Annotated in this window: 12 protein-coding genes; all 12 read right to left on the reverse strand. The window is 60.3% G+C overall.

Annotation, left to right across the window (positions count from 1 at the left end; translation table 11 throughout):
* Window positions 1-84: 84 nt before the first annotated feature.
* Window positions 85-1443 (reverse strand): NADH-quinone oxidoreductase subunit NuoF, encoded by a 1359-nt coding sequence (gene nuoF / locus BLU48_RS07130; protein WP_057024316.1) that lies wholly within the window; start codon window positions 1441-1443, stop codon window positions 85-87.
* The gene (gene nuoE, locus BLU48_RS07135) at window positions 1440-1937 is read right to left on the reverse strand and encodes an NADH-quinone oxidoreductase subunit NuoE (protein ID WP_003232080.1); all 498 of its coding nucleotides are present in this window, start codon (window positions 1935-1937) and stop codon (window positions 1440-1442) included. The genes nuoF and nuoE overlap by 4 nt, the downstream gene beginning before the upstream one ends.
* A 2-nt stretch (window positions 1938-1939) precedes the next feature.
* Entirely contained in the window at window positions 1940-3724 is a 1785-nt protein-coding gene (gene nuoC, locus BLU48_RS07140; protein ID WP_057024317.1) for an NADH-quinone oxidoreductase subunit C/D, read from the reverse strand.
* Window positions 3725-3796: 72 nt separating this feature from the next.
* Window positions 3797-4471, reverse strand: a complete 675-nt coding sequence (locus tag BLU48_RS07145) for a NuoB/complex I 20 kDa subunit family protein (protein ID WP_003174719.1) — start codon at window positions 4469-4471, stop codon at window positions 3797-3799.
* Between the two features lie 10 nt (window positions 4472-4481).
* Entirely contained in the window at window positions 4482-4895 is a 414-nt protein-coding gene (locus tag BLU48_RS07150) for an NADH-quinone oxidoreductase subunit A (RefSeq protein ID WP_003219575.1), read from the reverse strand.
* Window positions 4896-5533: 638 nt separating this feature from the next.
* Window positions 5534-6859: an isocitrate lyase gene (gene aceA, locus BLU48_RS07155; protein ID WP_057024318.1), complete on the reverse strand. Its 1326-nt coding sequence runs from the start codon at window positions 6857-6859 to the stop codon at window positions 5534-5536.
* Window positions 6860-7353: 494 nt separating this feature from the next.
* Window positions 7354-8091 (reverse strand): secretin N-terminal domain-containing protein, encoded by a 738-nt coding sequence (locus BLU48_RS07160; RefSeq protein ID WP_057024319.1) that lies wholly within the window; start codon window positions 8089-8091, stop codon window positions 7354-7356.
* A gap of 229 nt (window positions 8092-8320) precedes the next feature.
* Window positions 8321-8743 (reverse strand): GNAT family N-acetyltransferase, encoded by a 423-nt coding sequence (locus tag BLU48_RS07165; RefSeq protein WP_057024320.1) that lies wholly within the window; start codon window positions 8741-8743, stop codon window positions 8321-8323.
* A complete protein-coding gene (locus BLU48_RS07170) occupies window positions 8736-9902 on the reverse strand; it encodes a ribosomal protein uL16 3-hydroxylase (RefSeq protein ID WP_057014617.1) in 1167 nt (388 codons plus the stop codon). The genes BLU48_RS07165 and BLU48_RS07170 overlap by 8 nt, the downstream gene beginning before the upstream one ends.
* 84 nt (window positions 9903-9986) lie before the next feature.
* On the reverse strand, window positions 9987-11357 hold the full coding sequence (gene purB, locus BLU48_RS07175; protein WP_034120246.1) for an adenylosuccinate lyase: 1371 nt from the start codon (window positions 11355-11357) through the stop codon (window positions 9987-9989).
* A gap of 125 nt (window positions 11358-11482) precedes the next feature.
* A complete protein-coding gene (gene hflD / locus BLU48_RS07180) occupies window positions 11483-12106 on the reverse strand; it encodes a high frequency lysogenization protein HflD (protein ID WP_057014616.1) in 624 nt (207 codons plus the stop codon).
* Window positions 12103-13227: a tRNA 2-thiouridine(34) synthase MnmA gene (gene mnmA, locus BLU48_RS07185; RefSeq protein WP_043046600.1), complete on the reverse strand. Its 1125-nt coding sequence runs from the start codon at window positions 13225-13227 to the stop codon at window positions 12103-12105. The genes hflD and mnmA overlap by 4 nt, the downstream gene beginning before the upstream one ends.
* Window positions 13228-13248 lie beyond the last annotated feature (21 nt).

The raw sequence follows: 13248 nt of genomic DNA on the forward strand, positions 1-13248 counted from the left end.
TTGTTATTCATATGCATCTACACAGCCATCAAGGCGTCAGCACATGAGAAAGCCGCAGGCGCAAGCCCTTGGCTTTTTTAAGCTCTACGCACCGACCATGGTCGGCGATACCACCTGAGTGAGTTCGCCCGCGCGGGTTGGCGCGATGCCGGCCTCGAATTCAGGGCGGAAGTATTTGATTGCGCTGCCCAATGGCTCCACGGCGCCCGGTGCGTGAGCACAGAAGGTCTTGCCCGGGCCGAGGAAACCGACCAGGCCCAGCAGGGTCTCGATATCACCCTCGCGACCTTCGCCGTTTTCCAGGGCCATCAGCAGCTTGACGCTCCACGGCAGGCCGTCACGGCATGGGGTGCAGAAGCCGCAGGATTCACGGGCAAAGAACTGCTCCATGTTGCGCAGCAGCGAGACCATGTTCACCGTGTTGTCCACCGCCATCGCCAGGCCGGTACCCATGCGGGTGCCGACCTTGCCGATGCCGCCGGCATACATTTGTGCGTCCAGATGCTCGGGGAGCAGGAAGCCGGTGCCGGCGCCGCCTGGCTGCCAGGCTTTCAAGGTGTAGCCGTCGCGCATGCCGCCGGCGTAGTCCTCGAACAGCTCGCGGGCGGTCACGCCGAACGGCAGTTCCCACAGGCCAGGGTTCTTGACCTTGCCGGAGAAGCCCATGAGCTTGGTGCCCATGTCTTCGCTGCCTTCACGGGCCAGGGATTTGTACCAGTCCACGCCGTCGGCGATGATCGCCGGCACGTTGCACAGGGTCTCGACGTTGTTCACGCAGGTCGGCTTGCCCCACACGCCAACGGCGGCAGGGAAGGGCGGCTTGGAGCGCGGGTTGGCACGGCGGCCTTCGAGGGAGTTGATCAGTGCGGTTTCTTCACCGCAGATATAACGCCCGGCGCCGGTGTGCACGAACAGTTCGAAGTCAAAACCGGAACCGAGGATGTTCTTGCCCAACAGCCCTGCGGCCTTGGCTTCTGCCACGGCACGGTTGAGGTGTTTGGCGGCGGTGGTGTATTCGCCGCGCAGGAAGATGTAGCCCCGGTAGGTTTTCAGCGCACGGGCGCTGATCAGCATGCCTTCGATCAGCAGATGGGGCAGTTGCTCCATCAGCATGCGGTCTTTCCAGGTGTTGGGCTCCATTTCATCCGCGTTGCACAGCAGGTAGCGAATATTGATGGATTCGTCTTTGGGCATCAGCCCCCACTTCACGCCCGTGGGGAAGCCAGCACCGCCGCGGCCTTTGAGGCCCGCGTCTTTCACGGTCTGGACGATATCGTCCTGGGCCATGTCGGCGAAGGCTTTGCGCGCTGCAGCGTAACCGTTCTTGGCCTGGTATTCGTCGAGCCATACCGGCTCGCCGTCGTCACGCAGGCGCCAGGTCAGCGGGTGAGTCTCGGCCGAACGCTTGATCAGGTTGGCCGGGCCGAAGGAAGTCAGGGTCATGGGTAGCCCTCGAGCAATTGGGTCACGCCAGCAGGCTGCACGTCACCGAATGTGTCGTCGTCGATCATCAACGCCGGCGCCTTGTCACAGTTGCCCAGGCAGCACACCGGCAGCAGCGTGAAGCGGCCGTCTGCGGTGGTCTGGCCGAGGCCGATGCCCAGCTTGGCCTGGATCTCGCTGACCACGGACTCGTGGCCACCGATGTAGCAGACCATGCTGTCGCACACGCGGATGATGTGGCGGCCAACCGGCTGGCGGAAGATCTGGCTGTAGAACGTGGCCACGCCTTCAACATCGCTGGCCGGGATGCCGAGGATCTCGCCGATGGCGTAGAGGGCGCCGTCCGGCACCCAGCCACGTTCCTTCTGCACGATCTTCAAGGCTTCGATCGACGCCGCGCGCGGATCTTCATAGTGATGCAGCTCGTGCTCGATGGCCGAGCGCTCGGTTTCACTCAAGGTGAAACGGTCTGTCTGGATAAGCGTGCTGTTCATGCTTAGCGGTCCACGTCGGCCATAACGAAATCGATACTACCCAGGTACGCAATCAAGTCCGCGACCATCTCGCCTTTGATCACCGAAGGGATCTGCTGCAAGTGCGGGAAGCTTGGGGTGCGAATCCGGGTGCGGTAGCTCATGGTGCCGCCATCGCTCGTCAGGTAATAACTATTGATACCCTTGGTCGCTTCAATCATCTGGAAGGACTCGTTGGCCGGCATCACCGGGCCCCACGAGACTTGCAGGAAGTGCGTGATCAGGGTTTCGATGTGCTGCAGCGTGCGCTCTTTGGGCGGCGGCGTGGTCAGCGGGTGATCCGCCTTGTACGGACCTGCCGGCATGTTGCGCATGCACTGCTCGATGATCTTCAGGCTCTGGCGCATTTCTTCGACGCGCACGATGCAACGGTCGTAGGCATCGCCATTGGCCGCCAGCGGCACTTCGAACTCGAAGTTCTCGTAGCCGGAGTACGGGCGCGCCTTGCGCAGGTCGAAGTCGCAACCGGTGGAACGCAGGCCGGCACCGGTGACGCCCCACTCCAGGGCTTCCTTGGTGTTGTACTGCGCGACGCCGATGGTGCGGCCCTTGAGGATGCTGTTGTCCAGGGCGGCTTTCTGGTATTCGTCCAGACGCTTGGGCATCCAGTCGATGAATTCCTTGACCAGGCGCTCCCAGCCGTTGGGCAGGTCGTGGGCCACGCCGCCGATGCGGTACCAGGCCGGGTGCAGGCGGAAACCGGTGATGGCTTCGATAACCTTGTAGGCGCGCTGACGGTCGGTGAAGGTGAAGAACACCGGGGTCATGGCGCCGACGTCCTGGATATAGGTACCCAGGAACAGCAGGTGGCTGGTGATGCGGAAGAACTCGGCCATCATGATGCGGATGGTATCGACACGGTCCGGCACCTTGATACCGGCCAGCTTCTCCACCGAGAGCACGTACGGCAGGTTGTTCATCACGCCGCCGAGGTAGTCGATACGATCGGTGTAGGGGATGAAGCTGTGCCACGACTGGCGCTCGGCCATCTTCTCGGCACCACGGTGGTGGTAGCCGATGTCCGGCACGCAGTCGACGATTTCTTCGCCGTCCAGTTGCAGGATGATACGGAACGCACCGTGGGCCGAAGGGTGGTTCGGGCCCAGGTTGAGGAACATGTAGTCCTCGTTGGTGCCGGAACGCTTCATGCCCCAGTCTTCCGGACGGAAGCGCGCCGCTTCTTCTTCAAGCTGCTGCTTGGCCAGGGTCAGGCTGAACGGGTCGAATTCGGTTGCGCGGGCAGGGTAGTCCTTGCGCAGCGGGTGACCTTCCCAGGTCGGCGGCATCATGATGCGCGTCAGGTGCGGGTGGCCGGGGAAGTCGATGCCGAACATGTCCCAGACTTCGCGCTCGTACCAGCTGGCGTTGGGCCAGATACCGGTCACGGTCGGAACGCTGAGATCGTTTTCGCTCAGGGCGACCTTGATCATCACGTCACTGTTACGTTCCAGCGACATCAAGTGGTAGAACACGGTGAAATCGGCGCCGCTCGGCAGCCCCTGGCGCTTGGTGCGCAGACGCTCGTCCACGCCATGCAGGTCATAGAGCATGACGTACGGCTTGGGCAGGTTGCGCAGGAAGGTCAGGACTTCGACAAGCCTGGCACGCGCCACCCACAGCACCGGCATGCCGGTGCGTGTGGCCTGGGCGGTGAAGGCGTCAGGGCCAAAACGGTTATTGAGTTCGACAACCACGTCCTGGTCGTCTGCCTTATAAGGCGGGATGTACAGAGCACTGCCTGTAGTCATGGTTTTTTATCGCTTTCGGTCAACGTAAAGAATGAAGCCAGGTTTTCGTTCTATAACAGAAGCGGGTCTGGATCAGACTTCGTCGGGGCTGCGCAGGTTGGTGACTGCGATTCGCTGTTCGCGGCGCTGTTCCTTTTGGGACGGCATCTCGGCGCGGTACACGCCTTGATCGCCGACGACCCAGGAAAGCGGGCGACGCTCCTTGCCAATCGATTCCTGCAACAGCATCAAGCCTTGCAGGAATGCCTCGGGGCGGGGCGGGCAGCCAGGCACGTAGACGTCCACGGGCAGGAACTTGTCCACCCCTTGAACGACGGAGTAGATGTCGTACATGCCACCGGAGTTGGCGCACGAACCCATGGAAATAACCCATTTCGGCTCGAGCATTTGCTCATAGAGACGCTGGATGATCGGCGCCATCTTGATGAAGCAGGTACCGGCAATAACCATGAAATCCGCCTGGCGCGGTGATGCCCGGATCACTTCGGCGCCAAAGCGCGCGATGTCGTGGGGCGCCGTGAAGGCGGTGGTCATTTCCACGTAGCAGCACGAAAGGCCGAAGTTGTACGGCCACAGGGAGTTTTTACGCCCCCAGTTGACCGCGCCACTCAGCACGTCTTCCAGCTTGCCCATGTAGATGTTCTTGTGGACTTGGTCTTCTAACGGGTCGGAAACGGTTTCCCGTTCGCCGATGGGGTACTGCTCGTTAGGAGCATCCGGGTCGATCCTGGTGAGATTGTATTGCATTGCCAAAGCCTCATTGTTTCAGCTTCGCCTGCCGCTTGCGACGAGCTTCCGGAGCCCAGTCAAGGGCGCCCACTCGGAACAGGTAGACAAGACCTGCCAACAGAATTGCTATGAAAACGAGAGCTTCGACGAATCCGGTCCAGCCGCTTTCGCGGACGGACACAGACCAGGCAAAGAGAAAGAGGGCTTCGATATCGAAGATCACGAACAGCATCGCGACCAGATAGAATTTGGCTGAGAGCCGCAAGCGGGCGCCACCTGTAGGTAGCATGCCGGACTCGAACGGTTCGTTTTTGCTGCGGCCCCAGGCTTTTGACCCGAGGAGGCTGGAGACGCCGAGCATGAAGGCGCAAAGGCCGACAACACCGAGGAGGAAAATGGCAAAGCCCCAGTTGTGGGCCATGAGTCCTGTCGCTTCGGTCATGCTGGAAATCCTTAACAGAGAGCAAAGGTCTCTGAGCTCGAAAAAGTAACGATGCAGTGACGATATGTCGCACTGCAATCAATCGCGGTGATTTTATGGCTAAACACCGGGCAAGTAAAATTCCTGGGGTGAAATTATTCGGTGGAATAAGCACATAGTGCACCTTCTTGGGGCTGTAGCCCTTGTGGTGTGGGCATTAGCGAGCTTTTCATCAATTATGTTTTGTTTAAGCGGTAACGAAGTTTTCAAGCGCTAAATGATAATGAATATTGTTTGCGTGGGGGTTTAAGCGATTGTTTCTCATGTGGCGGGGGAAGTTGCCGTTACTTGGTTGAGTGCCGCTTAGTTGCCGCAACGGTTCTTTTAACCGATTTGATGTGCGCGGATACCGCTCTGGATCAATGTTTTGCGCAAAATTCCTTGTGGGAGGGGGCTTGCTCCCGATAGCTGAGTATCAGCCAACCCAGCTGTTGCTGATCCACCGCTATCGGGAGCAAGCCCCCTCCCACATTTGGTCCGCAGTGCATCGGTAGGTTTTTGTGCAGGCAAAAAAACGCCCCGAACCAGTCGGGGCGTGATTGCTGTGCGGCACTGCGGTTAGGTCTTCCGTGGGGCCGCAGTGGCCGTGTACGCGGTACTTAGTGGAACTGATCTTCTTCGGTCGAACCGGTCAGCGCGGTCACCGACGAAGTGCCGCCCTGGATCACGGTGGTCATGTCGTCGAAGTAACCGGTGCCCACTTCCTGCTGGTGCGCCACGAAGGTATAGCCTTTGGCGGCGTCCGCGAACTCCTGCTCTTGCAGCTTCACGTAGGCAGTCATGTCGTTACGGGCGTAGTCGTGCGCCAGGTTGAACATGCTGTGCCACATGTTGTGAATGCCGGCCAGGGTAATGAACTGGTGCTTGTAACCCATTGCCGACAGTTCGCGTTGGAACTTGGCGATGGTCGCGTCGTCCAGGTTCTTCTTCCAGTTGAAGGAAGGCGAGCAGTTGTAGGACAGCAATTGGTCCGGGTATTCCTTCTTGATCGCTTCGGCAAAGCGACGGGCTTCGTCCAGGTCCGGCTTGGCGGTTTCGCACCAGATCAGGTCGGCGTACGGCGCGTAGGCCAGGCCGCGGGCAATGGCCTGGTCGAGGCCGGCGCGGACTTTATAGAAGCCTTCCTGAGTACGCTCGCCAGTCACGAACGGTTTGTCGTACGGATCGCAATCCGAAGTCAGCAGGTCAGCGGCGTTGGCATCGGTGCGGGCCAGGATGATGGTCGGTGTACCGGCAACGTCAGCGGCCAAACGGGCTGCGGTCAGCTTTTGTACGGCTTCCTGGGTCGGTACCAGTACCTTGCCACCCATGTGGCCGCATTTCTTCACTGACGCAAGCTGGTCTTCGAAGTGCACGCCGGCAGCACCGGCCTCGATCATGCTCTTCATCAGTTCGTAGGCGTTCAGTACGCCGCCGAAGCCGGCTTCGGCGTCAGCCACGATGGGGGCGAAGTAGTCGATGTAGCCTTCATCACCTGGGTTCTTGCCGGCTTTCCACTGGATCTGGTCGGCACGACGGAACGAGTTGTTGATGCGCTTGACTACGGTCGGCACGGAGTCCACCGGGTACAGCGATTGGTCGGGGTACATGGATTCAGCGGAGTTGTTATCCGCTGCCACTTGCCAGCCGGACAGGTAGATCGCCTGGATACCGGCTTTTACCTGTTGTACTGCCTGGCCGCCAGTGAGGGCGCCCATGCAGTTGACGAAATCTTTGTCGGGACGGAAGGACGGCTTGGCACCTTGGGTGACCAGGTTCCACAGCTTCTCGGCGCCGAGTTTTGCAAAGGTGTGCTCAGGTTGGATCGAGCCACGCAGGCGGACGACGTCAGCAGCGGAATAAGCGCGGGTCACGCCTTTCCAGCGTGGGTTTTCAGCCCAGTCTTTTTCAAGGGCTGCAATTTGCTGTTCGCGTGTCAGTGCCATGGGGAAAAACCTCGTCGCATAGGTCTAGGTGGAGAATTCCATTTGCCAGCCACGGATTGAATGCGTGGTGATGGCTGCTCGCTGACCAGAAGCTCAGGTGGTCAAGCCGGGCTTGGCGGGGAAGGCGACGGGATGAACGAGTGGCTCAAGGCGGAATTGAGCAGGTAAAGGCGAACTGCGAACGGTCTTCGGGCGTCGTGGGCCTTTGTACGATCCATCAGTGCGTAGCCGGGTTACCTGGTTAGCTTCCGTCCCTCGGGACAACTTCGTTCCAGTCGCAACCTCGTCAAACACGCCTTGTGGGCGGTACAGACACGAATCGGCTCGGGTGGGTAGCTTGGAGCGTCGATCCGAAGGCCCTTGCCAGGGCCCCTGATTAGCGGGAGCGAGGCCATCATGCCCATGCTTTTTTGGATCGTCAAATGTTTTGTAGTGCTTTTTTTAAGGCACTACATCTTTAGTCTCATACGACTCATCAGTCAGTTTTCGGTGCTTCAGTTCAGGGTGTCGACCTTGACACGCAAAGTCAGGTCATCGCGGCCCTGAGTAGAATAGTTGCGGGTTGTAGAAGATTTATCGGCCTGAGTCTCACGATTGATGCCCGCCAGCGTGATCCATTCGCCCAGGCGCCCGCTGACGGTTGTGTCGGTACTCTGCACGTTCACTACATCGGGACGTTCCTGGCTCATGCGGTCACGGTTGGTACTGATGGCCAGGTGTACGGTCTCACCGGTGACGCTGGCGGTCACGTAGAAACCCTGGGTGACGTTGCGATACTGGGTCTGGTTCTGCAGGCGGCCGTAGCTGTCCTGTTGGGTGGTGGTCAGCGGTACGCTCTGGCCAACCTGGATCAACGCCGGCACGCCTTCGCTGGCCTGGATCTGCTGGGCGCCGCCATCGCGGCTGGCGGTGCCGTAGCTGATGATGCGGGTCTGGCTGTCGCCGCTGTTCTGCTGATTGTTTTCGTTGGTGTCGACGGTGATCAGCAGACGCTTGGCCGGTGTGTCCAATTGTGAGAGCAAGGTGCGCAAGCCCTCAATCTTGTCGGGCTGTGCATTGACGATCAACTGGTTGCCGTAGGCGCTGACAGTGCCGTCCTTGCCGATGAAATTCTGGGCTACAGGCAGCAGGTCGGCGCTGGTGCGATTGCTCAGGTTGACGACTTGGGTGTCGGCCATGGCCGAAACGCTGGCGGTCAGGAGTAGGGCGGTGAGCAGGGTGCGTAGGGACATGTCCGTTATCTCTGCGAGTCATTTGGCTTGATAGTGCCAGTTTGTCGGCCTGAAGGGTCGCAAGTTGAATCGTAGACGGCAAAATGCCCTGGCAGGCAGGGCATTGTTGGTGTTGCTGAAATAGCTATCGGGGGCAAGCCCCCTCCCACATTTTGACCGAGTATATCCTTTGGAATACGGTCAAGTGTGGGAGGGGGCTTGCCCCCGATGGCGGCGATGCGGTCTCGGATCAGCCCCCGCGCACCATATCCACATGCGGAATCCCGACTTCCAGGAATTCCTCACTGACAATCTTGAAGCCCAGCCGCTCATAAAACGGCGCTGCATACACCTGCGCACTGAGGAACTGCCGGGTCTGGCCACGACCTTCTGCCACGCCAATCACCGCTTCCATCAGCTTGTCGCCCACCTTCAAGCCACGCCAATCCTTGAGCACCGACACGCGACCAATCTCCCCGCTGGGCAGCAGGCGCGCGGTACCAATTGGAAAGTCGCCTTCAAATGCGAGGAAATGCATGGCGCCAGCGTCGTCTGCGTCCCACTCAAGCTCGGCCGGAACCGATTGTTCAGCGATAAATACCGCTTCACGAATGCGCCGAATCTCGGCGATATCCTTTTGCCAGTCCGCGACACTTACGTGAATCTTATTCATCCGCAAACCCCAGGCTGCCTTGCTTGACCAGTTCGCACAGCAGGTCGCGGCCGTCTTCGTCCGCCAACCAGTCGCCGAGGTTCTCGCTGTGCAACGCATCAGCCGAGCACACCAGCTTCAGCAGCTCACGCAGCTTGCCTGGCAGGTAACGGCTCTGGCCACTGGCAAATAGCAGTACATCATCATCGACTTCGGACCAAGCCAGGCGAGCGCTTGGGTTGCGCACCAGGATCGCGCCGTCTTGCAGGCTGCTGATGAAATCCTCTTCGCCCAGTTCTTCGCCGGCTACCAGTTCGGGATAGCGCGGTTCGGTCATGAACTGGCCGAACCAGGTCAACAGCATGCGCTCGTCGCTCATGTGCTCGGCCAAAAGGCCCTTGAGTCGGTCGAGGGCGTCGCCCTGGATCTGGTGCGGGTCGCTGACCGGCTGGGCGTCGGCGTCGGTGTAGCGCTCTTCATCCGTCAGGTACTGGCTGAGGAAGTCGGTGAAGTGGGTCAGCACTTCAGCGGCGCTTGGGGCACGGAAGCCCACCGAGTAAGTCATGCAGTCATCTTCGGCAATGCCGAAATGAGCGAGGCGCGGTGGCAGGTAGAGCATGTCGCCCGGTTCCAGCACCCATTCGGCGGTCTCTTCGAATTCGGCCAGGATGCGCAGGTCGGCGTGTTGCAGCAGTGGGCTTTCGGAGCTGCACATCTGGCCGATCTTCCAGTTGCGCTTGCCTTGGGCCTGCAGCAGGAACACGTCATAGTTGTCGAAGTGCGGGCCGACGCTGCCACCCGGCGCGGCGAAGCTGATCATCACATCGTCGATGCGCCAGCTCGGCAGGAAGCGGAAGTGCTCCAGCAGTTCCGCTACTTCCGGCACGAACTGGTCAACCGCTTGCACCAGCAAGGTCCACTCACGCTCAGGCAGGGTGCTGAAGGCGTCTTCGGCGAACGGGCCGCGACGCAGTTCCCACGGGCGTTCGCCGTGTTCGATGACCAGGCGCGACTCGACTTCTTCTTCCAGGGCTAAACCTGCCAGTTCGTCGGCGTCGATCGGGCTTTCGAAATCAGGGATGGCCTGGCGGATCAGCAGCGGCTTTTTCTGCCAGTAGTCGCGCAGGAATTCCCGTGCCGTGATGCCGCCCAGAAGTTGAAGAGGAATATCAGGATTCATGTGTAACCTATTGAAAAAAAGCACTTTTCAGACTGGAATAAAAACGCCCGGCGCGGCCGGGCGTCTCAAAGGGGCTTGCTTGAATCAGATGCGCTTGGCTTGCTCTACAGCGTTACCGATGTAGTTGGCCGGGGTGAGCAGTTTCAGCTCAGCCTTGGCCGCGGCTGGCATGTCCAGGCCGTCAATGAAAGTTTGCAGTGCTTCGGGGCTGATGCCCTTGCCGCGCGTCAACTCTTTGAGTTTCTCGTAGGGGTTTTCGATGTTGTAGCGGCGCATCACGGTCTGGATCGGCTCGGCCAATACTTCCCAGCAGGCGTCCAGGTCAGCGGCGATCTTCTGTTCGTTGAGTTCAAGCTTGCTGATGCCCTTGAGGCTGGCTTCGTACGCGATCACGCTATGAGCGAAGCCCACGCCGAGGTTGCGCAATACGGTGGAGTCGGTCAGGTCGCGCTGCCAGCGGGAGATCGGCAACTTGCTGGCCAGGTGCTGGAACAGGGCGTTGGCGATGCCGAGGTTGCCTTCGGAGTTTTCGAAGTCGATCGGGTTGACCTTGTGCGGCATGGTCGACGATCCGATTTCACCGGCAATGGTGCGCTGCTTGAAATAGCCCAGGGAGATGTAGCCCCAGATATCGCGATCGAAGTCGATCAGGATGGTGTTGAAGCGCGCAATGGCGTCGAACAGCTCGGCGATGTAGTCGTGGGGTTCGATCTGCGTGGTGTATGGGTTGAAGCCCAGGCCCAGCTCGTCTTCGATGAAGGCGCGGGCGTTGGCTTCCCAATCGATCTCAGGGTAGGCCGAGAGGTGGGCGTTGTAGTTGCCTACGGCGCCGTTGATCTTGCCCAGCAAAGGCACGGCGGCGACCTGGGCGATCTGGCGCTCCAGGCGGTACACCACGTTGGCCAGTTCCTTGCCCAGGGTGGTCGGCGACGCCGGCTGGCCATGGGTGCGCGACAGCATCGGCACGGCGGCGAAACGGATCGCCAGCTCACGGATGGCTTCGGCAGTCTGGCGCATCAGGGGCAGCATGACGTCATCGCGGCCTTCGCGCAGCATCAGGGCGTGGGACAGGTTGTTGATGTCCTCGCTGGTGCAGGCAAAGTGGATGAACTCGCTGACCTGGGCCAGTTCCGGCAGTTTGGCCGCTTGCTCCTTGAGCAGGTATTCGATGGCCTTGACGTCGTGGTTGGTGGTGCGCTCGATCTCTTTCACACGCTCGGCGTGCTCCAGGGAGAAGTTTTCCGCCAGGGTATTCAATACAGCGTTAGCTTCGGCCGAAAATGCCGGCACTTCGCTGATGGCGGGGTGAGCGGCCAGGCGCTGGAGCCAGCGCACTTCAACCAGAACGCGGGCACGGATCAGGCCGTATTCGCTGAAAATAGGGCGCAGGGCCTGGGTTTTGCCGGCGTAGCGGCCGTCAACAGGGGAAACCGCAGTGAGCGAAGAGAGCTGCATGGGGTGTTCTCGGACAGTCGGGCAACGAAATGGGGCGCGTATCATACATGAAAAAATCCGCCGGTCCGTTGCCAACTGACCGGCGTATTACGCGTAACGGCTTGAAAAGGGCCTGTCGCTGCGACTTATTCGTTGCGCATCAACGGGTAAAGCTCTTTGAGCAATTTGCGCCGGCTGATCACCAACTGCCAGCGATGACCGCCCAACTGCCGCCACAACCGCGCCGAGCGAATACCCGCCAGGAGCAGTGCGCGGATTTTCGAGGCATTGTTGGGTTGTTGCAGGTTGCGCATGTCGCCGTGCACCTGAATACGTTGGCGCAAGGTGCTTAAGGTGTCCTGGTACAACGCGCCACAGGCAGCGATCACGTTTTCGTGGGCCGGGCCGAAGTGTTCCACCTGGGACTGGATCTGCGGCAGGCGCTTGCCGATGGTTTCCAGCATGTCGTCACGCTTGGCCAGTTGGCGCTCAAGGCCGAGCATCGACAAGGCATAGCGCAATGGCTCGCGCTGCAAGGTGCTGGGGTCGCGCTCCAGGGCGCCGATCAGTGCACGATAACCTTCGCGGAGGGCCAGGTCGTCACCGCCGTAGACCTCCAGGGTGTCCTTGGGGTCGCGAATCAGCAGGCTGCCGAGCATGCAGGCCAGGCCGGCCTCTGTGACCTGGCCGGTCTTGGCGATCTTGTCCACCAGCACGGCGGCGAGAAATACCCCGCCAAGGGCCGTCAATTGCTCCTGGGTCGGGCTCATGCCGGCTTGCTCCAGGCTTGCGCGACTTCGATCACGCCGCCGCCCAGGCAGATTTCGCCGTCATAGAACACCACGGATTGGCCTGGGGTGACCGCGCGTTGCGGGTCATCGAAGGTGGCGCGGTAGCCCGTGGCGGTTTTTTCCAGGGTGCAGGGCTGGTCGCTCTGGCGATAGCGTACCTTGGCGGTCAGGCGGCGCGGTGTGCTCAAGTCGATCGGGTTGACCCAATAGATCTCGGAAGCGAGCAGGGCGCCGGAGAACAGCAGTGGGTGCTCGTTGCCCTGGCCGACGATCAGCACATTGTTTTCCAGGTCCTTGACCAGCACGTACCACGGCTCTTCGCCGGCGTCTTTCAGGCCGCCGATGCCCAGGCCCTGGCGCTGGCCGATGGTGTGGTACATCAGGCCGTGGTGGCGGCCGATCACTTCACCTTCGGTGGTCTTGATTTCACCCGGCTGCGCCGGCAGGTACTGCTTGAGGAAGTCGCTGAAGCGGCGCTCGCCGATAAAGCAGATACCGGTGGAATCTTTCTTCTTGGCGGTGGCCAGGCCGTGTTTCTCGGCAATCTTGCGTACTTCGGGCTTTTCCAGTTCGCCCACCGGGAACAGGGTCTTGGCGATCTGTTCACCGCCGACGGCGTGCAGGAAGTAGCTCTGGTCCTTGTTCGGGTCCAGGCCCTTGAGCAGTTCGGTGCGGCCATCGATATCGCGACGGCGCACGTAGTGGCCAGTGGCAATCAGGTCGGCGCCGAGCATCATCGCGTAGTCGAGGAACGCCTTGAACTTGATCTCGCGGTTGCACAGGATGTCCGGGTTCGGAGTGCGCCCGGCCTTGTATTCGGCCAGGAAGTGTTCGAACACGTTGTCCCAATACTCGGCGGCGAAGTTGGCGGTGTGCAGCTTGATACCGATCTTGTCGCACACGGCCTGGGCGTCCGCCAGGTCGTCCATGGCGGTGCAATATTCCGTTCCATCGTCTTCTTCCCAGTTCTTCATGAACAGGCCTTCCACCTCATAACCCTGCTCCATGAGCAGAACGGCGGAAACGGAAGAATCCACGCCGCCGGACATGCCGACGATGACGCGCTTCTTTTGTGTGTCAGAAGGGGCTGGATCACGCATAGGGTTTCAACGGGTGTCTTG

The organism is Pseudomonas synxantha, assembly GCF_900105675.1.
Taxonomy (GTDB): Bacteria; Pseudomonadota; Gammaproteobacteria; order Pseudomonadales; family Pseudomonadaceae; genus Aquipseudomonas; species Aquipseudomonas synxantha.